General features: G+C 54.4%; 17 protein-coding genes. All 17 read left to right on the top strand.

The features are described from left to right. Window positions 1–99: 99 nt before the first annotated feature. The 17 genes from pyrH (at window position 100) to D5067_RS18595 (ending at window position 20,391) form a co-directional block, all read left to right on the top strand. Window positions 100–825, top strand: a complete 726-nt coding sequence (gene pyrH, locus D5067_RS18675; protein ID WP_006173609.1) for a UMP kinase — start codon at window positions 100–102, stop codon at window positions 823–825. 167 nt (window positions 826–992) lie between these two features. Beyond that, entirely contained in the window at window positions 993–1,550 is a 558-nt protein-coding gene (frr, locus tag D5067_RS18670) for a ribosome recycling factor (RefSeq protein WP_006173607.1), read from the top strand. A gap of 95 nt (window positions 1,551–1,645) precedes the next feature. After that, window positions 1,646–2,845: a 1-deoxy-D-xylulose-5-phosphate reductoisomerase gene (gene ispC / locus D5067_RS18665; protein WP_119938439.1), complete on the top strand. Its 1,200-nt coding sequence runs from the start codon at window positions 1,646–1,648 to the stop codon at window positions 2,843–2,845. 186 nt (window positions 2,846–3,031) lie between these two features. Beyond that, the gene (gene ispU, locus D5067_RS18660) at window positions 3,032–3,790 is read left to right on the top strand and encodes a (2E,6E)-farnesyl-diphosphate-specific ditrans,polycis-undecaprenyl-diphosphate synthase (RefSeq protein WP_119938440.1); all 759 of its coding nucleotides are present in this window, start codon (window positions 3,032–3,034) and stop codon (window positions 3,788–3,790) included. Between the two features lie 12 nt (window positions 3,791–3,802). After that, window positions 3,803–4,660, top strand: coding sequence for a phosphatidate cytidylyltransferase (gene cdsA, locus D5067_RS18655; RefSeq protein ID WP_119938441.1), 858 nt, complete (start codon window positions 3,803–3,805; stop codon window positions 4,658–4,660). 11 nt (window positions 4,661–4,671) lie between these two features. Then, window positions 4,672–6,024, top strand: a complete 1,353-nt coding sequence (gene rseP, locus D5067_RS18650) for a sigma E protease regulator RseP (RefSeq protein WP_119938442.1) — start codon at window positions 4,672–4,674, stop codon at window positions 6,022–6,024. Between the two features lie 29 nt (window positions 6,025–6,053). Further along, the gene (gene bamA, locus D5067_RS18645) at window positions 6,054–8,471 is read left to right on the top strand and encodes an outer membrane protein assembly factor BamA (protein ID WP_119938443.1); all 2,418 of its coding nucleotides are present in this window, start codon (window positions 6,054–6,056) and stop codon (window positions 8,469–8,471) included. Window positions 8,472–8,593: 122 nt separating this feature from the next. Next, window positions 8,594–9,088 (top strand): molecular chaperone Skp, encoded by a 495-nt coding sequence (gene skp / locus D5067_RS18640; protein WP_119938444.1) that lies wholly within the window; start codon window positions 8,594–8,596, stop codon window positions 9,086–9,088. Window positions 9,089–9,091: 3 nt separating this feature from the next. Next, entirely contained in the window at window positions 9,092–10,117 is a 1,026-nt protein-coding gene (gene lpxD, locus D5067_RS18635) for a UDP-3-O-(3-hydroxymyristoyl)glucosamine N-acyltransferase (RefSeq protein WP_119938445.1), read from the top strand. A 103-nt stretch (window positions 10,118–10,220) separates the two neighbouring features. After that, window positions 10,221–10,676, top strand: a complete 456-nt coding sequence (gene fabZ, locus D5067_RS18630) for a 3-hydroxyacyl-ACP dehydratase FabZ (RefSeq protein ID WP_010426706.1) — start codon at window positions 10,221–10,223, stop codon at window positions 10,674–10,676. Between the two features lie 3 nt (window positions 10,677–10,679). Further along, complete coding sequence (gene lpxA, locus D5067_RS18625) at window positions 10,680–11,468, top strand: acyl-ACP--UDP-N-acetylglucosamine O-acyltransferase (protein WP_119938446.1); 789 nt, start codon at window positions 10,680–10,682, stop codon at window positions 11,466–11,468. Further along, window positions 11,468–12,616 (top strand): lipid-A-disaccharide synthase, encoded by a 1,149-nt coding sequence (gene lpxB / locus D5067_RS18620; protein ID WP_119938447.1) that lies wholly within the window; start codon window positions 11,468–11,470, stop codon window positions 12,614–12,616. Before lpxA ends, lpxB begins: the two co-directional genes overlap by 1 nt. Continuing rightward, entirely contained in the window at window positions 12,613–13,209 is a 597-nt protein-coding gene (gene rnhB, locus D5067_RS18615; protein ID WP_119938448.1) for a ribonuclease HII, read from the top strand. The genes lpxB and rnhB overlap by 4 nt, the downstream gene beginning before the upstream one ends. Window positions 13,210–13,247: 38 nt before the next feature. Further along, entirely contained in the window at window positions 13,248–16,730 is a 3,483-nt protein-coding gene (gene dnaE, locus D5067_RS18610) for a DNA polymerase III subunit alpha (RefSeq protein ID WP_119938449.1), read from the top strand. A gap of 12 nt (window positions 16,731–16,742) precedes the next feature. Next, window positions 16,743–17,702, top strand: coding sequence for an acetyl-CoA carboxylase carboxyl transferase subunit alpha (gene accA / locus D5067_RS18605; RefSeq protein ID WP_119938450.1), 960 nt, complete (start codon window positions 16,743–16,745; stop codon window positions 17,700–17,702). 100 nt (window positions 17,703–17,802) lie between these two features. After that, entirely contained in the window at window positions 17,803–19,935 is a 2,133-nt protein-coding gene (locus tag D5067_RS18600; protein WP_119938451.1) for a lysine decarboxylase LdcC, read from the top strand. 66 nt (window positions 19,936–20,001) lie between these two features. After that, on the top strand, window positions 20,002–20,391 hold the full coding sequence (locus tag D5067_RS18595; protein WP_119938452.1) for a VOC family protein: 390 nt from the start codon (window positions 20,002–20,004) through the stop codon (window positions 20,389–20,391). Window positions 20,392–20,397 lie beyond the last annotated feature (6 nt).

The following is a 20,397-nucleotide window of genomic DNA, read 5'->3' as shown; positions in this document are numbered from 1 at the left end:
AAAATCAGACAGGTTACTGTATCCCTGCGCTGGTTTGCGGCATAACATGTCGCCAGAATTAACCCCCATCTTAATCGTTGACAGTCTCAGGAAAGAAACATGGCTACCAATGCAAAACCCGTGTACAAACGCATTCTGCTTAAGCTGAGTGGCGAAGCGCTGCAGGGAACGGAAGGCTTCGGTATTGACGCAAGCATCCTTGACCGCATGGCACAGGAAATCAAAGAACTGGTCGAACTTGGCATTCAGGTTGGCGTGGTCATTGGCGGTGGCAACCTTTTCCGTGGTGCTGGTCTGGCGAAAGCGGGGATGAACCGCGTTGTGGGCGACCACATGGGTATGCTGGCAACCGTGATGAATGGCCTGGCAATGCGTGATGCGCTCCATCGCGCCTATGTGAACGCCCGCCTGATGTCCGCTATTCCTCTGAATGGCGTGTGCGACAACTACAGCTGGGCAGAGGCCATCAGCCTGCTGCGCAACAACCGCGTGGTGATCCTCTCCGCCGGTACGGGTAACCCGTTCTTTACTACCGATTCCGCAGCCTGCCTGCGCGGTATCGAAATCGAAGCCGACGTGGTGCTGAAAGCAACCAAAGTGGATGGCGTGTTTACCGCCGATCCGGCAAAAGATCCTTCTGCAACCATGTACGATCAGCTGTCCTACAGCGAAGTGCTGGATAAAGAGCTGAAAGTGATGGATCTTGCCGCCTTCACGCTGGCTCGTGACCACAAACTGCCGATCCGTGTCTTCAACATGAACAAGCCTGGCGCACTGCGTCGCGTGGTCATGGGTGAAAAAGAAGGCACTTTGATCACGGAATAATTTCCGTCGGCGATAAATACAGGTAAGATTCCGCTTTACTTTGTAGTGGTATCTTACCCGGACACGCCTTTGGCGTTGTCATGAATTAAACGCGACTATACTTAGCACACCTGTAGCGCTGTGCTGGCGGTTAGTCTGCCTGAGACAAGTTTTCAAGGATCCGTAACGTGATTAACGACATCAGAAAAGATGCTGAAGTGCGCATGGATAAATGCGTAGAAGCGTTCAAAAACCAAATCAGCAAAATCCGTACTGGCCGTGCTTCACCAAGCCTGCTGGATGGCATCATCGTAGAATACTACGGTACGCCAACTCCGCTGCGTCAGCTGGCGAGCGTTACCGTAGAAGATACCCGTACGCTGAAAATCAACGTATTCGATCGTTCTATGAGCCCGGCCATTGAGAAAGCCATTATGGCGTCTGACCTCGGCCTGAACCCAAGCTCTGCGGGCGCTGATATCCGCGTTCCGCTGCCTGCGCTGACGGAAGAACGTCGTAAAGACCTGATCAAAGTAGTGCGTGGCGAAGCCGAGCAGGGTCGTGTTTCCGTACGTAACGTACGCCGCGACGCGAACGATAAAGTAAAAGCGCTGCTGAAAGAAAAAGAGATCAGTGAAGATGACGACCGTCGTTCTCAGGATGACGTGCAGAAGATGACTGACGCGGCCATCAAGAAAATTGATGCGGCGCTGGCAGATAAAGAAGCTGAACTGATGCAGTTCTGATTTCTGTCTTACACTGATAAACGCCGTTCAGAGGGACCACGTGTCTTGCTGGCGGCGTTTTGCTTTTATCTGGTCTAACTTTTTTCGGGCATCTCATGAAGCATTTAACACTCCTCGGCTCAACCGGCTCTATCGGTTGCAGCACTCTCGACGTTGTTCGCCATAATCCTGAACGCTACACCGTGACCGCTCTCGTGGCCGGCAGGAACGTGCAGCGTATGGTCGAGCAGTGCCTGGAGTTCACGCCCCGTTTTGCGGTGATGGATGACGAAGAGAGCGCTCGCCAGGTTAAAGCCAGGCTTCAGGAGCTGGGCAGCAGCACTGAAGTGCTGAGCGGGCAACAGGCGGCCTGTGATATGGCTGCCCTGGATGAGGTCGATCAGGTGATGGCCGCCATCGTTGGGGCGGCCGGGCTACTGCCGACGCTCGCGGCTATCGATGCCGGTAAAGATGTGCTGCTGGCGAACAAAGAGTCGCTGGTAACCTGCGGGCGCCTGTTTATGGACGCCGTCAAACAGCGCGGAGCGCGTCTTTTGCCTGTTGATAGCGAGCACAACGCGATTTTTCAGAGTTTACCGCAACCTTTTCAACAGAACCTGGGGTACGCTGACCTGGAGCAAAATGGCGTTGTGTCGATTTTGCTTACCGGGTCTGGTGGCCCGTTCCGTGAAACGCCGCTGTCTGAACTGAGCGCAATGACGCCGGATCAGGCATGCCGTCATCCGAACTGGTCGATGGGACGTAAGATCTCCGTCGATTCTGCCACCATGATGAACAAAGGTCTGGAATACATAGAAGCTCGCTGGCTGTTTAATGCGTCGGCGAAACAGATGGAAGTGCTGATCCACCCGCAGTCGGTGATCCACTCAATGGTACGCTATCAGGATGGCAGCGTGCTTGCGCAGCTGGGCGAGCCGGATATGCGTACGCCAATCGCACATTCGATGGCGTGGCCACACCGGGTGAAGTCCGGGGTGAAACCGCTCGATTTTTGCAAGCTGAGTTCACTGACGTTTAGCGAGCCTGACTATGACCGTTATCCGTGCCTGAAGCTTGCGATGACGGCCTTTGACCAGGGACAAGCGGCGACGACAGCACTTAATGCGGCCAATGAGATCACCGTTGAGGCATTTCTGAATCAGCAGATCCGTTTTACCGATATCGCGGCGCTGAATCTCTCAGTGCTTGAGATGATGGATCTGCGTGAGCCTCAAAGCGTGGAAGAGGTGTTGGCAGTGGATGCAGAGGCCCGTATTGTTGCGCGCAAACAGGTGACGCGTCTCGCAAGCTGGTGATAAAGCAAGCACCAGTCGTCGTGCTATTTGTTAGCGTTGGGCTTCAGTGATATAGTCTGCGCCACCTGATCGCAGGAATTTGACTTTATGTGGTCAGGTAAGCCGTGGTTTGACACGGCTTTTTTATGTATAGGCTTCAGTATTCCTGAGTACCGCTAAATCCTTTTCAGGGACTAAAAACGCGTTATGTTGTCTGCGAATCAACCAATAAGCGAAAACTTGCCAGCGCATGGCTGTCGCCATGTAGCAATCATTATGGATGGCAATGGCCGCTGGGCGAAAAGACAAGGGAAGATACGGGCCTTTGGGCATAAAGCTGGGGCGAAATCTGTCCGCCGCGCCGTTTCTTTTGCCGCCAATAACGGCATTGATGCGTTAACGCTCTATGCTTTTAGCAGTGAAAACTGGAATCGACCTGCGCAGGAAGTGACTGCGTTGATGGAACTGTTTGTGTGGGCGCTCGACAGCGAAGTAAAAAGCCTGCACCGCCACAACGTCCGCCTGCGGATTATTGGCGATACCAGTCGTTTTAACTCGCGTTTGCAGGAACGTATTCGCAAAGCAGAAGCGCTGACGGAAAAGAACACCGGCCTGACGCTCAATATCGCGGCGAACTACGGTGGACGCTGGGATATTATCCAGGGTGTTCGGCATTTGGCCGAGCAGGTTCAGGAAGGGCTGTTGAGACCCGACCAAATTGATGAAGAGGCGCTGGGTCAGCAAATCTGCATGAATGAACTGGCGCCTGTGGATTTGGTAATTAGGACAGGGGGAGAACACCGCATAAGTAACTTTTTGCTTTGGCAAATTGCCTACGCCGAACTTTACTTTACTGATGTTCTTTGGCCCGATTTTGATGAACAAGACTTTGAAGGTGCGCTGCATGCCTTTGCTAATCGAGAGCGTCGTTTCGGTGGCACCGAGCCTGGTGGCGACAACGCCTGATGGGGGTAGCTTTTGCTGAAGTATCGCCTGATTTCCGCTTTTGTATTAATACCCATTGTCATCGCGGCGCTGTTTTTACTGCCCCCGGTGGGTTTCGCTATTGTTACGCTGGTGGTGTGTATGCTCGCCGCGTGGGAATGGGGACAGCTTAGCGGCTTTACCTCGCGCACTCAGCGGGTCTGGCTGGCTGTGCTCTGTGGCTTTTTACTGGCCCTGATGATGTTCACTATGCCTGAATATCATCACGATATTCACCAGCCGCTGGTGGCCGGATCCTTATGGATATCGCTGGCATGGTGGGTTGTTGCGTTGTTGCTGGTGCTTTTCTATCCAGGCTCAGCGGCAATATGGCGCAATTCCAAAGTGTTGCGCCTTATTTTTGGGCTGCTCACAATTGTTCCTTTTTTCTGGGGTATGCTCGCGCTGCGCGCCTGGCACTACGATGACAATCACTACAGCGGTGCGTTGTGGCTACTTTATGTGATGATTCTCGTCTGGGGGGCTGACTCTGGGGCCTATATGTTTGGTAAACTGTTCGGCAAACATAAACTGGCGCCGAAAGTTTCACCGGGCAAAACCTGGCAAGGTTTCATCGGTGGCCTGTTTACGGCAGCGATCATCTCCTGGGGCTACGGCGTCTGGGCGAATCTTGAGGTTGCACCGTCAACGCTGCTGGTATGTTCGATTTTCGCTGCGCTGGCATCGGTCTTGGGTGATTTAACCGAAAGTATGTTTAAGCGTGAAGCAGGGATAAAGGACAGTGGTCACCTTATTCCAGGACATGGCGGAATACTGGATCGCATTGACAGCCTGACGGCGGCGGTTCCGGTGTTTGCTTGCCTGCTTTTACTGGTATTCGGGACGATTTAACGGAAGGTTTTATGCTGAGTATTCTCTGGAATCTGGCGGCGTTCATTGTTGCACTGGGTGTACTGATTACCGTGCATGAATTTGGCCATTTCTGGGTTGCTCGGCGCTGCGGTGTGCGGGTAGAACGATTCTCCATCGGTTTTGGTAAATCGCTCTGGAAACGTACCGACAAGCAGGGCACCGAATTTGTCATTGCGCTTATTCCCCTGGGCGGCTACGTCAAAATGCTCGACGAACGTGTTGAGCCTGTTGCCCCAGAACTCCGACACAGTGCGTTTAACAACAAAACCGTTGGTCAACGTGCTGCCATCATCGCTGCCGGTCCGGTAGCCAATTTCCTCTTCGCTATCTTCGCCTACTGGCTGGTGTTCATCATCGGTGTCCCTGGCGTGCGCCCGGTTGTCGGCGAAATTACCTCCGGTTCCGTCGCGGCCAGTGCGCAAATTACACCGGGAATGGAACTTAAAGCGATTGATGGCATCGAAACCCCTGATTGGGATGCCGTGCGATTGCAGCTGGTTGCGAAAATTGGCGATGAGCAGACGACTGTCAGCGTATCGCCTTTTGGATCTGACCAGCGGCAGGAAAAAGTGCTGGATTTACGCCACTGGCGTTTCGAGCCTGATAAAGAAGATCCCGTCTCCGCTCTGGGGATTCGACCACGCGGCGCGCAAATCGAGCCGGTATTAGCCGAAGTACAGGCGAATTCGGCGGCGAGTAAAGCAGGTTTGCAAGCGGGCGACAGGATCGTTAAAGTCGATGGTCAGCCATTAACACAGTGGATGACCTTTGTTACTCTGGTGCGTGATAATCCGGGTACATCGCTCGCGCTGGAAGTGGAAAGGCAGGGGAGTCCGCTCTCGCTGACGCTAATCCCGGATACCAAATCGGGCAGCGGAAAGGCAGAAGGGTTTGCAGGCGTAGTGCCGAAAGTGATCCCACTGCCAGATGAGTACAAGACAATACGCCAGTATGGGCCGTTCAGCGCCATCCTTGAAGCCACGGATAAAACATGGCAACTGATGAAGCTAACGGTAAACATGTTGGGGAAATTGATAACCGGTGATGTGAAACTGAACAACCTCAGTGGGCCTATTTCGATTGCTCAGGGGGCTGGGATGTCAGCGGAATTCGGGGTGATTTACTATTTCATGTTCCTCGCGCTCATTAGCGTGAACCTTGGGATAATCAACCTGTTCCCGCTTCCCGTGTTAGACGGGGGTCATCTGCTGTTTTTAGCGATTGAAAAGCTTAAAGGCGGACCGGTATCCGAGCGAGTTCAAGACTTTAGTTATCGCATTGGCTCGATTTTGCTGGTGCTGTTAATGGGGCTTGCACTTTTCAATGATTTCTCTCGGTTGTAAGAGAGTGTTAGGAAGAACGCATAATAACGATGGCGATGAAAAAGTTGCTCATAGCGTCGCTGCTGTTTAGCAGCGCCACCGTATACGGTGCTGACGGGTTCGTAGTGAAAGACATTCATTTCGAAGGCCTCCAGCGTGTCGCCGTTGGTGCGGCCCTCCTCAGTATGCCTGTACGCCCCGGCGATACGGTTAATGATGAAGATATCAGTAACACCATCCGTGCTCTGTTTGCCACTGGCAACTTTGAGGACGTTCGCGTCCTGCGCGATGGTGATACGCTGCTGGTGCAGGTAAAAGAACGCCCAACGATCGCCAGTATCACCTTCTCCGGCAATAAGTCGGTGAAAGATGACATGCTCAAGCAAAACCTTGAAGCATCTGGTGTCCGTGTGGGTGAATCCCTGGACCGCACAACCCTTTCAGACATCGAAAAAGGTCTGGAGGACTTCTACTACAGCGTCGGTAAATACAGTGCCAGCGTGAAGGCGGTTGTTACTCCGCTACCGCGTAATCGTGTTGACCTGAAACTGGTCTTCCAGGAAGGTGTTTCCGCGAAGATCCAACAGATCAACATCGTGGGTAACCACGCGTTCAGCACCGACGAACTGATCTCGACCTTCCAGCTGCGTGACGAAGTGCCGTGGTGGAACGTTGTTGGCGATCGTAAGTATCAGAAACAGAAGCTGGCGGGCGACTTAGAAACGCTGCGCAGCTACTATCTGGATCGTGGTTACGCGCGTTTCAACATCGATTCGACTCAGGTAAGTCTGACTCCGGACAAGAAAGGGATCTACATTACGGTTAACATTACTGAAGGCGATCAGTACACGCTTTCTGGTGTTGAAGTAAGTGGAAACCTGGCCGGGCATTCTGCTGAGATTGAATCACTGACTAAGATCCAGCCGGGCGATCTGTACAGCGGTTCGAAAGTGACCAAAATGGAAGACAGCATTAAGAAGCTGCTCGGCCGTTATGGTTATGCGTATCCGCGTGTGCAAACTCAGCCTGAAATCAACGATACGGATAAAACCGTTAAGCTTCACGTTAACGTTGATGCGGGTAACCGTTTCTACGTGCGTAAGATCCGCTTCGAGGGTAACGATACCTCCAAAGATTCCGTTCTGCGTCGCGAAATGCGCCAGATGGAAGGGGCGTGGCTCGGCAGCGATCTCGTTGATCAGGGTAAAGAGCGTCTGAACCGTCTGGGTTACTTTGAAACCGTCGATACCGATACTCAGCGCGTTCCGGGCAGCCCGGATCAGGTTGATGTCGTGTATAAGGTGAAAGAGCGTAACACCGGTAGCTTCAACTTCGGTGTAGGCTACGGTACTGAAAGTGGCGTGAGCTTCCAGGTCGGTGTCCAGCAGGATAACTGGCTGGGTACGGGCTACTCCGTCGGTATCAACGGCACGAAAAACGACTACCAGACCTATTCTGAGTTCTCGGTTACTAACCCATACTTCACCGTTGACGGTGTGAGCCTGGGCGGTCGTATCTTCTACAACGACTTTAAAGCTGACGATGCAGATCTGTCCTCCTATACCAACAAGAGTTACGGTGTAGACGGTACGCTCGGCTTCCCGATTAACGAATACAACACCCTGCGTGCTGGTTTAGGTTACGTGCATAACGACCTGTCCAACATGCAGCCGCAGGTCGCGATGTGGCGTTATCTGGATTCTATCGGCCAGTCGGCGAGCACCTCCAGCGATAACAACGGTTTTGCTGCCGATGACTTCACCTTCAACTACGGCTGGACGTACAACCGTCTTGACCGTGGCTACTTCCCGACAGAGGGTTCTCGTGTCAACCTGAACGGTAAAGTGACCGTTCCGGGCTCCGATAACGAGTTCTACAAGGTGACGCTGGATACCGCGTCCTACTTCCCGATTGACGACGACCATAAATGGGTTGTTCTCGGTCGTACCCGTTGGGGCTATGGTGATGGCTTAGGCGGCAAAGAGCTGCCGTTCTATGAGAACTTCTACGCCGGTGGTTCAAGCACCGTTCGTGGCTTCCAGTCCAACAACATTGGTCCGAAAGCGGCTTACTACGGTGGAAACGACGAGGATAACTGCGATAAGAAATCCTCTTCTGAAGTCTGTAGCTCTGATGATGCGGTGGGCGGTAACGCCATGGCCGTGGCGAGCCTTGAGTTCATCACGCCTACGCCGTTTATCAGCGACAAATACGCGAACTCCGTCCGTACCTCCTTCTTTATGGATGCCGGTACGGTGTGGGATACCAACTGGGAGAATACAGCCCAGACGCGTGCGGCCGGTATTCCTGACTACAGCGATCCGGGCAATATTCGCATGTCTGCAGGTATCGCATTACAATGGATGTCACCGCTGGGGCCGTTGGTCTTCTCTTACGCCCAGCCGTTCAAGAAATACGATGGAGACAAAGCGGAGCAGTTCCAGTTTAACATTGGTAAAACCTGGTAATAATCCGCTGCAATGGAATGCGTTGGCAGTGTAGCGCTGACAACCGGCGATCGGTAAAACGGTCGCCTTGCCACGCAAAGAACGGCACCTTCGGGTGCCAATGGGATGGTAAGGAGTTAATTGTGAAAAAGTGGTTATTAGCTGCAGGTCTCGGTTTAGCGATGGCAACGTCTGCTCAGGCAGCAGACAAAATTGCAATCGTCAACATGGGTAATTTGTTCCAGCAGGTTGCACAGAAAACAGGTGTTTCTGCGACTCTGGAAAACGAATTCAAAGGCCGTGCTGGCGAACTGCAACGTATGGAAGGTGACCTCCAGACTAAAATGCAGCGTCTGCAGCGTGATGGTTCTACCATGAAAGCGAGCGATCGTAGCAAACTGGAAAAAGACGTGATGGCACAGCGCCAGACCTTCTCCCAGAAAGCTCAGGCTTTCGAGCAGGATCGTCAGCGTCGTTCTAACGAAGAGCGTGGTAAGCTGGTGACGCGTATTCAGTCTGCTGTTAAAGCAGTTGCTGCCGATCAGAGCATCGATCTGGTTGTGGATGCGAACGCCGTAGCTTTCAACAGCAGCGATGTTAAAGACATCACCGCTGATGTTCTGAAACAGGTTAAATAAGTAATGCCTTCAATTCGACTGGCTGATTTAGCTCAGCAGTTGGATGCAGAATTACACGGTGATGGCGATATCGTCATCACCGCTGTTGCGTCCATGCAATCTGCTAAAGCGGGCAACATTACCTTCATGGTAAGCCCCAAGTACCGTGAACACCTGGCCCAATGCCAGGCGTCTGCCGTCGTACTGACGCAGGACGATCTCCCGTTTGCCGCGAGCGCTGCACTGGTAGTGAAAAATCCCTACCTGACCTATGCACGCATGGCCCAAATTCTTGATACCACGCCGCAGCCGGCGCAAAACATTGCGGCCAGCGCTGCAATCGATCCGACGGCGCAGCTGGGTAACAACGTTGCAGTTGGCGCTAATGCCGTTATCGAGTCCGGCGTTGTGCTGGGCGATAACGTGGTCATTGGCCCTGGCTGCTTTGTTGGAAAACAGACTAAAATTGGCGCAGGCTCCCGTCTGTGGGCTAATGTGTCCGTTTACCATGAAGTAGAGATCGGCGAAAATTGCCTCGTTCAGTCCGGTACGGTGATCGGTTCTGACGGGTTTGGCTATGCTAACGATCGCGGTAACTGGGTTAAGATCCCGCAGCTTGGTCGCGTGATTATCGGCGATCGTGTTGAGATCGGCGCCTGTACGACCATCGACCGCGGTGCGCTGGACGACACCATTATTGGCAACGGTGTTATCATCGATAACCAGTGTCAGATTGCACATAACGTTGTGATTGGCGACAATACCGCAGTTGCGGGCGGCGTTATCATGGCCGGTAGCCTCAAAATTGGTCGTTACTGCATGATTGGCGGTGCCAGCGTGATCAACGGCCACATGGAAATATGCGACAAGGTGACGGTGACAGGAATGGGCATGGTAATGCGTCCTATCACTGAACCGGGCGTCTATTCCTCAGGCATTCCGCTGCAACCGAACAAGGTATGGCGTAAAACAGCTGCTCTGGTGATGAATATTGATGATATGAGCAAGCGCCTCAAAGCGATTGAGCGCAAGATCGATCAACAAGACTAAGCGTTCATCTGTTTAACGCTATTTTTCCCGGCCTGTCGGCTTTCTTATAAACCGGCAGGCCGTGTTATTATTGCTATTTGGTACATTTGACAGGAAGAGTATTTTGACTACTGACACTCATACTCTGCATATTGAAGAGATTTTAGAACTTCTGCCGCACCGTTACCCGTTTTTGCTGGTAGACCGTGTGCTGGATTTTGAAGAAGGTCGTTTTCTGCGCGCAGTGAAAAATGTCTCCGTTAACGAGCCGTTCTTCCAGGGACACTTCCCTGGTAAGCCTATCTTCCCGGGTGTGTTGATCCTGGAAGCGATGGCACAGGCTACCGGTATTCTGGCGTTTAAAAGCGTTGGTAAACTGGAGCCAGGTGAACTTTATTACTTCGCGGGTATCGATGAAGCGCGCTTCAAGCGTCCAGTCGTGCCTGGTGATCAGATGATCATGGAAGTCACTTTTGAAAAAACGCGTCGTGGCCTGACTCGCTTCAAAGGCGTAGCTCTGGTTGACGGCAAAGTTGTTTGCGAAGCGACTATGATGTGCGCGAGAAGCCGGGAGTCCTGATACGTGATTGATAAATCTGCCTTTATTCATCCTACTGCTATTGTGGAAGTGGGTGCCATCATTGGTGCTAACGTTCACATCGGTCCGTTTTGTATTGTTGGACCCCATGTCGAAATTGGTGAGGGTACAGTACTGAAATCTCACGTCGTGGTGAATGGTCATACAACCATTGGCTGCAATAACGAGATCTATCAGTTCGCCTCCATCGGCGAAGTAAACCAGGATTTAAAATATGCTGGTGAGTCGACCCGTTTGGAAATCGGCGATCGTAACCGTATTCGCGAAAGCGTCACCATTCATCGTGGAACAGTGCAGGGCGGTGGATTGACGAAGGTAGGCAGCGACAACCTGTTTATGGTTAATGCGCACATTGCGCATGACTGTACGGTAGGTAGCCGCTGTATTCTCGCCAACAACGCAACGCTGGCGGGACACGTATCGGTTGACGATTTCGCAATTATCGGCGGCATGACCGCAGTCCATCAGTTCTGCATCATTGGTGCACACGTGATGGTCGGCGGATGCTCGGGTGTGGCGCAGGACGTCCCACCTTACGTGATTGCGCAGGGTAACCATGCCACGCCGTTTGGCGTGAACATTGAAGGCCTCAAGCGTCGTGGCTTTAGCCGAGAGGCAATTACGGCGATCCGCAACGCGTACAAGCAGTTGTACCGTAACGGCAAAACGCTGGAAGAGGCAAAGCCGGAAATTGCCGAGCTGGCGAATAAGCACCCGGAAGTGAACGCGTTCATGGAGTTCTTTGACCGTTCAACAAGGGGTCTGATTCGTTAATGGTCGACAGTCGTCCGCTTACGATTGCCCTGGTCGCCGGAGAAACCTCCGGCGATATTCTTGGTGCAGGTCTTATCCGTGCGCTGAAGGCGCGCGTGCCTAACGCCCGTTTTGTTGGCGTTGCTGGCCCGCTGATGCAGGCCGAGGGCTGTGAAGCCTGGTATGAGATGGAAGAGCTGGCCGTGATGGGCATCGTCGAGGTGCTGGGGCGTCTACGCCGCTTGCTGCATATTCGTGCCGATCTCACCCGCCGCTTTACCGACCTCAAGCCCGATGTTTTTGTCGGTATTGATGCACCTGATTTCAACATTACCCTCGAAGGGAACCTGAAAAAGCAGGGTATCAAGACCATCCACTATGTCAGTCCGTCCGTCTGGGCGTGGCGACAGAAACGCGTTTTCAAAATCGGGAGATCCACCGATCTGGTGCTGGCTTTCCTGCCTTTCGAAAAAGCGTTTTACGACAGATTTAACGTTCCATGCCGCTTTATCGGCCATACCATGGCGGATGCCATGCCGCTGGATCCGGATAAAAATGCGGCGCGCGACGTGCTGGGTATCCCTCATGACGCTCACTGCCTGGCGCTGCTGCCGGGAAGCCGTGGCGCAGAAGTCGAGATGCTGAGTGCTGATTTCCTCAGAACAGCTCAGATTCTTCGCGAAACGTACCCTGACCTTGAAGTGGTCGTGCCGCTGGTCAATGCCAAACGTCGCGAGCAGTTTGAACGCATAAAAACGGAAGTGGCGCCGGATCTCCATGTCCATCTCCTGGACGGGAAGGGCCGTGAGGCGATGGTTGCGAGTGATGCCGCCCTGCTGGCCTCTGGCACTGCTGCACTGGAGTGCATGCTGGCGAAATGCCCGATGGTGGTGGGTTACCGCATGAAGCCATTCACCTTCTGGCTGGCGAAACGTCTGGTCAAAACCGACTACGTTTCCCTGCCAAACCTGCTTGCCGGACGTGAGCTGGTGAAAGAGCTTTTGCAGGATGAATGCCAGCCGCAGGCATTGGCCGATGCGCTATTGCCGCTGCTTGCCGATGGCAAAACCAGCCACCAGATGCATGACACCTTCCGCGAACTGCATCAGCAGATCCGCTGTAATGCCGATGAGCAAGCGGCGGATGCGGTGCTGGAGCTAGCAAGATGATGGAATTTATATACCCACACACGCATCTCGTTGCCGGTGTGGATGAAGTCGGGCGCGGCCCATTAGTGGGTGCCGTTGTCACGGCTGCGGTGATCCTGGATCCTGCGCGTCCGATCGTTGGTTTGAATGACTCTAAAAAACTGTCTGAAAAGCGCCGTCTGGCGTTGTTTGATGAGATCACGGAAAATGCGCTGGCCTGGAGTCTGGGGCGCGCTGAGCCGCACGAGATCGACGAACTGAACATTCTGCATGCCACCATGTTGGCGATGCAGCGTGCGGTCGCCGGCCTTAAGATCGTGCCTGAATATGTCCTGATCGACGGAAACCGCTGCCCTGCACTGCCCATGCCATCAATGGCTGTGGTTAAAGGTGACAGCCGGGTCGCCGAAATCAGTGCGGCTTCTATCATTGCCAAAGTGACACGCGACGCCGAAATGGCCGCGCTGGACCTCACGTATCCCGCGTATGGGTTTGCCCAGCACAAAGGGTATCCAACCGCTTTTCATCTGGAAAAGCTGGCTGAACATGGCGCAACTGAACACCATCGGCGCAGTTTTGGCCCGGTTAAACGCGCGCTGGGACGGGTGTCCTGAATCAAGACGCAAGCAATTAAGTAACGCGGAATCTGAAGATGGCTGAACCACGTTTCGTACACCTGCGGGTGCATAGCGACTACTCCATGATCGATGGGCTGGCAAAGACCGGACCGCTTGTGAAAAAGGCGGCCGCGCTTGGCATGCCTGCGCTGGCGATCACCGATTTTACCAACCTGTGTGGCCTGGTGAAGTTCTACGGGACGGTGCACGGCGTGGGGATGAAACCTATCGTCGGTGCGGATTTTCACGTGCAGAGCGAGCTGCTCGGCGATGAAATGAGCCAGATTTCCGTGCTGGCGATGAACAACACGGGTTATCAGAACCTTACCCTGCTTATCTCAAAAGCCTATCAGCGCGGCTATGGCGCGCAGGGGCCGTGGATCGACAGAGACTGGCTGGCCGAGCTGAATGAAGGCCTGCTGCTGATCTCCGGCGGCCGCATGGGTGACGTCGGCAAATGCCTGCTGCGCGGCAACAGCGCGCTGGTGGACCAGTGCGTGTCGTTCTACGAAGAACATTTCCCGGATCGCTATTACCTTGAGCTGATCCGCACCGGACGCGCCGACGAAGAAAACTACCTGCATGCGGCGGTCGCGCTTGCGGAAGAGCGCGGGCTGCCCGTCGTGGCGACGAACGATGTACGTTTCCTTGAAGCGGGCGATTTTGACGCGCATGAAATTCGCGTGGCGATCCATGACGGCTTTACGCTCGACGATCCGAAACGTCCGCGTAACTACTCCTCGCAGCAGTACATGCGCAGCGAAGACGAGATGTGCGAGCTCTTCTCCGATCTCCCGGAAGCGCTTGAAAACAGCGTTGAGATAGCGAAGCGCTGTAACGTTACCGTGCGCCTGGGTGAATACTTCCTGCCACAGTTCCCGACAGGCGATATGACCACGGAAGATTTCCTGGTGGTGAAATCGAAAGAAGGGCTTGAGGAGCGTCTGGAATTCCTGTTCCCGGATGAAGCCGAACGTAACGAGAAACGACCGCCGTACGACGAACGTCTGGATATTGAACTCCAGGTGATCAACCAGATGGGCTTCCCGGGCTACTTCCTGATCGTAATGGAATTTATCCAGTGGTCGAAGGATAACGGTGTGCCGGTAGGCCCGGGCCGAGGCTCCGGTGCAGGCTCGCTGGTGGCCTACGCGCTGAAAATCACCGACCTCGATCCGCTGGAATTTGACCTGCTGTTCGAACGTTTCCTTAACCCGGAACGTGTCTCCATGCCCGACTTTGACGTCGACTTTTGTATGGAAAAACGCGACCAGGTTATTGAGCACGTAGCGGACATGTACGGCCGTGATGCGGTATCACAGATTATTACCTTCGGTACGATGGCGGCAAAAGCGGTAATCCGCGACGTGGGCCGCGTGCTGGGGCATCCTTACGGTTTTGTCGATCGCATCTCTAAGCTGGTGCCGCCCGATCCGGGGATGACCCTGGCGAAAGCCTTTGAAGCCGAGCCGCAGCTGCCTGAAATTTACGAGGCCGACGAGGAAGTTAAAGCGCTGATCGACATGGCGCGCAAGCTGGAAGGCGTCACGCGTAACGCCGGTAAGCACGCAGGGGGCGTGGTTATCGCCCCGACCAAAATCACCGACTTCGCACCGCTGTACTGCGATGAAGCGGGCCAGCACCCGGTTACTCAGTTCGATAAGAACGACGTGGAATACGCCGGGCTGGTGAAGTTCGACTTCCTCGGCCTGCGTACGCTGACGATCATCGACTGGGCGCTAAAGATGATCAACCCGCGCCGGGAAAAGCAGGGCCTTGAGCCAATAGACATTGCTGCCATCCCGCTGGATGACAAAAAAAGTTTCGACATGCTGCAGCGCTCGGAGACGACGGCCGTCTTCCAGCTTGAATCCCGCGGCATGAAAGATCTCATTAAGCGCCTGCAGCCTGACTGCTTCGAAGATATGATCGCCCTGGTGGCCCTGTTCCGTCCGGGCCCGCTGCAGTCAGGGATGGTAGATAACTTTATCGACCGTAAGCACGGGCGCGAAGAGATTTCCTACCCAGACGTTCAGTGGCAGCACGAATGCCTGAAACCGGTACTGGAGCCAACCTACGGCATCATCCTGTATCAGGAACAGGTTATGCAGATTGCCCAGGTGCTCTCTGGCTACACCCTTGGCGGCGCGGACATGCTGCGTCGAGCGATGGGTAAGAAAAAGCCGGAAGAGATGGCCAAGCAGCGCGGCACCTTCGAAGAAGGCGCGAGAAAAAACGGTATTGACGGCGAACTGGCGATTAAAATCTTTGACCTTGTAGAGAAATTTGCGGGTTATGGGTTTAACAAATCTCACTCTGCCGCCTATGCTTTGGTCTCGTATCAGACGCTGTGGCTGAAGGCGCACTATCCAGCTGAGTTTATGGCGGCGGTAATGACCGCCGATATGGACAACACCGAGAAGGTCGTTGGCCTTGTGGACGAGTGCTGGCGCATGGGGCTGAAGATCCTGCCGCCGGACATTAACTCAGGCCTGTACCATTTCCACGTCAATGAACACGGGGAAATCGTTTACGGTATCGGCGCGATCAAAGGCGTGGGTGAGGGGCCTATTGAGGCGATCATCGAGGCGCGTAACAACGGCGGTTACTTCCGCGAGCTGTTCGATCTGTGCGCCCGTACCGACACCAAAAAGCTGAACCGCCGCGTGCTCGAAAAACTGATCATGTCCGGCGCGTTCGACAGGCTGGGCCCGCACCGCGCCGCGCTGATGAACTCGCTCGGTGATGCGCTGAAAGCGGCGGATCAGCACGCAAAAGCGGAAGCCATAGGCCAGGCGGATATGTTTGGCGTGCTGGCGGAAGAGCCAGAGCAGATTGAGCAGTCCTATTCTAACTGCCAACCCTGGCCAGAACAGGTGGTGCTGGATGGTGAACGTGAAACGTTAGGCTTGTACCTGACGGGGCACCCAATCAACCAGTACATTAAGGAAATTGAGCGCTATGTCGGCGGCAACAGGCTAAAAGACATGCATCCGACAGATCGTGGTAAAATCACCACGGCTGCGGGGCTCGTGATTGCTGCAAGGGTAATGGTCACCAAGCGCGGCAATCGTATCGGCATCTGCACGCTGGATGACCGTTCCGGGCGTCTGGAGGTGATGTTGTTCACCGACGCGCTGGATAAATACCAGCATTTGCTGGAAAAAGACCGCATACTTATCGTCAGCGGACAGGTCAGCTTTGATGACTTCAGCGGGGGGCTTAAAATGACCGCCCGCGAAGTGATGGACATTGACGAAGCCCGTGAAAAATATGCTCGCGGGCTTGCTATCTCGCTGACGGACAGGCAAATTGATGACCAGCTTTTAAACCGACTCCGTCAGTCTCTGGAACCCCACCGCTCGGGGACCATTCCAGTACATCTCTACTATCAGAGGGCGGATGCACGCGCGCGGTTGCGCTTTGGTGCAACGTGGCGTGTCTCTCCGAGCGATCGTTTACTGAACGATCTCCGTGGCCTCATTGGTTCGGAGCAGGTGGAACTGGAGTTTGACTAATACAGGAATACTATGAGTCTGAATTTCCTTGATTTCGAACAGCCGATTGCAGAGCTGGAAGCGAAAATCGATTCTCTGACAGCAGTTAGCCGTCAGGATGAAAAACTGGATATTAACATCGACGAAGAAGTGCATCGTCTGCGCGAGAAAAGCGTAGAACTGACGCGCAAAATCTTTGCCGATCTCGGCGCATGGCAGGTAGCCCAGCTGGCGCGTCACCCACAGCGCCCGTACACCCTGGATTATGTCCGCATGGCGTTTGATGAGTTTGACGAACTGGCAGGCGATCGCGCTTACGCTGACGATAAAGCTATCGTTGGCGGTATCGCACGTCTGGATGGACGCCCGGTGATGATCATTGGTCATCAGAAAGGCCGTGAAACCAAAGAAAAGATTCGCCGTAACTTTGGTATGCCTGCACCAGAAGGCTACCGTAAAGCCCTGCGTCTGATGGAGATGGCTGAGCGTTTCAATATGCCAATCATCACCTTTATCGACACCCCGGGCGCCTACCCTGGCGTGGGTGCGGAAGAGCGCGGTCAGTCTGAAGCTATCGCACGCAACCTGCGTGAGATGTCTCGCCTGAGCGTGCCGGTCATCTGTACCGTTATCGGTGAAGGTGGCTCCGGCGGTGCGCTGGCGATTGGCGTGGGTGATAAAGTGAATATGCTGCAGTACAGCACCTATTCCGTTATCTCTCCGGAAGGCTGTGCGTCCATTCTGTGGAAAAGCGCTGACAAAGCGCCTCTGGCAGCAGAAGCGATGGGCATCATTGCCCCACGCCTGAAAGAGCTTAAGCTGATCGACTCCATCATCCCGGAGCCGCTGGGTGGTGCACACCGTAAGCCGGAAGTGATGGCCGCTTCCCTGAAGGCGCAGCTGCTGGCGGATCTGGCAGACCTCGACGTGCTGAGCAAAGAAGACCTGCTCAACCGTCGCTATCAGCGTCTGATGACCTACGGTTACGCGTAAGCTTCACAATTATCTGAAAAGCCGCACATTGTTGCGGCTTTTTTTATACCTGCGGTTTACCCTGGCTATGCTTAGCTAATGTTTTTTAAGGAGGTACGCCATGAACATCATTGCCATCATGGGGCCACACGGCGTCTTTTATAAAGATGAGCCCATCAAGGAGCTGGAGCAAGCCCTGCAGTCCCGCGGATATCAGCTGATCTGGCCGCATAACAGCGCCGACCTGCTGAAGTTCATCGAGCACAACCCGCGCATCTGCGGCGTGATCTTTGACTGGGATGAATATGACCTGGAGCTGTGCAGCGAGATCAACAAGCTGAACGAGTATCTCCCGCTGTACGCGTTTATCAACACCCACTCGACGATGGACGTCAGCGCCCAGGATATGCGTATGGCGCTGTGGTTCTTTGAGTACTCCCTCGGCGTGGCGGAAGACATTGCGACCCGCATTCAGCAATACACCGGCGAATATCTCGATAACATCACGCCGCCGTTTACCCGCGCGCTGTTCACCTACGTGAAGGAAGGCAAATACACCTTCTGCACGCCCGGCCATATGGCGGGGACGGCCTATCAGAAAAGCCCCGTAGGCTGCCTGTTCTATGATTTTTTCGGTGGCAATACCCTCAAAGCGGACGTGTCGATTTCGGTCACTGAGTTAGGGTCTTTGCTCGACCATACCGGCCCGCACCTGGAAGCCGAAGAGTATATCGCCCGCACCTTCGGCGCCGAGCAGAGCTACATGGTGACCAACGGCACCTCGACCTCCAACAAAATCGTCGGGATGTACGCTGCACCTGCAGGAAGCACGCTGCTCATCGACCGTAACTGCCATAAATCGCTGGCGCATCTGCTGATGATGAGCGACGTCGTACCGATCTGGCTGTCGCCGACGCGCAACGCGCTGGGCATTCTTGGCGGCATTCCGCGCCGTGAGTTTACGCATGGCGCAATCGAAAATAAGGTTGCGGCGACCCCTGGCGCAAGCTGGCCTGTCCACGCTGTGATCACCAACTCCACCTACGATGGGCTGCTGTACAACACCAACTGGATCAAGCAGACGCTGGACGTGCCGTCTATCCATTTTGATTCTGCCTGGGTGCCTTACACCAATTTCCACCCGATCTATTCCGGGAAAAGCGGCATGAGCGGCGAGCGCGTGCCGGGTAAAGTGTTTTTCGAAACCCAATCGACGCACAAAATGCTGGCCGCCTTTTCCCAGGCCTCACTCATTCACATTAAAGGCGAGTACGACGAAGATACCTTCAACGAAGCCTTTATGATGCACACCACCACCTCACCGAGCTATCCGCTGGTGGCCTCAATTGAAACGGCGGCGGCAATGCTGCGCGGCAATCCGGGCAAGCGTTTGATTAACCGTTCGGTGGAGCGCGCTCTGCATTTCCGAAAAGAGGTTCAGCGGCTGAAAGAGGAAGCCGACGGCTGGTTCTTTGATATCTGGCAGCCGGAAGAGATTGACGAGGCGGAGTGCTGGCCGGTCGCACCGGGTGAAAGCTGGCACGGCTTCCGCGACGCGGATGCAGACCATATGTTCCTCGACCCGGTGAAGGTGACTATCCTGACGCCGGGCATGGACGAGCACGGCACCATGAGCGACGAAGGGATCCCAGCCGCACTGGTCGCGAAGTTCCTTGATGAGCGCGGCGTGGTAGTTGAGAAAACCGGGCCCTATAACCTGCTGTTCCTGTTCAGTATTGGGATCGACAAAACGCGGGCAATGGGCCTGCTGCGCGGCCTGATGGAGTTTAAGCGCGCATACGATCTGAACCTGCGGGTGAAGAATATGCTGCCGGATCTCTATGCGGAAGATCCTGACTTCTACCGCAATATGCGCATCCAGGATCTTGCTCAGGGGATCCACAAGCTGATCCGCCAGCACGATCTGCCGCGCCTGATGCTGCAGGCGTTTGACGTTCTGCCGGAGATGAAGCTGACGCCGCACAACGCGTGGCAGCGTCAGGTGAAGGGCGAGGTGGAAACCATTGAGCTGGAAAATCTGGTTGGACGCGTCTCGGCCAACATGATACTGCCTTATCCGCCGGGGGTGCCGCTGCTGATGCCGGGAGAGATGATCGCTGAAGCGAGCAGGGCGGTGCTCGATTTCCTGCTGATGCTCTGTTCTGTTGGTCGTCACTATCCGGGCTTTGAGACGGATATCCACGGGGCGAAACGCGATGAAAGCGGCGTGTACTGGGTGCGAGTCCTAAAATAAGGGTGAGCGCTTGCCAGCCTTGGGTTTTCGGTTGTAACGTTCAGGGCATCATAAAAAGGAGAAGCTATGCTGGGTTTAAAACAGGTTCATCATATTGCGATCATTGCCACCGATTACGCGCAGAGCAAGGCGTTCTACTGCGACATTCTTGGTTTTACGCTGCTAAGCGAGGCCTACCGCGAGGAGCGCGACTCCTGGAAAGGTGACCTGGCGCTAAACGGGCAATACGTGATTGAGCTGTTCTCTTTTCCTTTTCCGCCTGCTCGACCGTCTCGCCCCGAAGCCTGTGGTCTGCGTCATCTGGCCTTCAGCGTTGATGACCTTGATAGCGCGGTGAAGCATCTGGAATCTCACGGCGTGACGTGCGAAGCGATCCGCGTCGATCCGTTTACCGATAAGCGGTTCACCTTTTTCAACGATCCGGACGGCCTGCCGCTGGAGCTTTACCAGCAGTAATCCTCA

This window comes from Enterobacter huaxiensis (genome assembly GCF_003594935.2).
GTDB lineage: Bacteria > Pseudomonadota > Gammaproteobacteria > Enterobacterales > Enterobacteriaceae > Enterobacter > Enterobacter huaxiensis.
The sequence above is the reverse complement of the archived record's forward strand: the minus strand, read 5'-3'. Positions and strand labels throughout refer to the sequence as shown.

Coding starts and splice junctions, on each gene's coding strand:
- rseP (WP_119938442.1), top strand. CDS start 4,672: ATGCTGAGTATTCTCTGGAATCTGGCGGCGTTCATTGTTGCACTGGGT.
- ispU (WP_119938440.1), top strand. CDS start 3,032: ATGTTGTCTGCGAATCAACCAATAAGCGAAAACTTGCCAGCGCATGGC.
- rnhB (WP_119938448.1), top strand. CDS start 12,613: ATGATGGAATTTATATACCCACACACGCATCTCGTTGCCGGTGTGGAT.
- accA (WP_119938450.1), top strand. CDS start 16,743: ATGAGTCTGAATTTCCTTGATTTCGAACAGCCGATTGCAGAGCTGGAA.
- dnaE (WP_119938449.1), top strand. CDS start 13,248: ATGGCTGAACCACGTTTCGTACACCTGCGGGTGCATAGCGACTACTCC.
- D5067_RS18595 (WP_119938452.1), top strand. CDS start 20,002: ATGCTGGGTTTAAAACAGGTTCATCATATTGCGATCATTGCCACCGAT.
- ispC (WP_119938439.1), top strand. CDS start 1,646: ATGAAGCATTTAACACTCCTCGGCTCAACCGGCTCTATCGGTTGCAGC.
- D5067_RS18600 (WP_119938451.1), top strand. CDS start 17,803: ATGAACATCATTGCCATCATGGGGCCACACGGCGTCTTTTATAAAGAT.
- bamA (WP_119938443.1), top strand. CDS start 6,054: ATGGCGATGAAAAAGTTGCTCATAGCGTCGCTGCTGTTTAGCAGCGCC.
- pyrH (WP_006173609.1), top strand. CDS start 100: ATGGCTACCAATGCAAAACCCGTGTACAAACGCATTCTGCTTAAGCTG.
- lpxD (WP_119938445.1), top strand. CDS start 9,092: ATGCCTTCAATTCGACTGGCTGATTTAGCTCAGCAGTTGGATGCAGAA.
- lpxB (WP_119938447.1), top strand. CDS start 11,468: ATGGTCGACAGTCGTCCGCTTACGATTGCCCTGGTCGCCGGAGAAACC.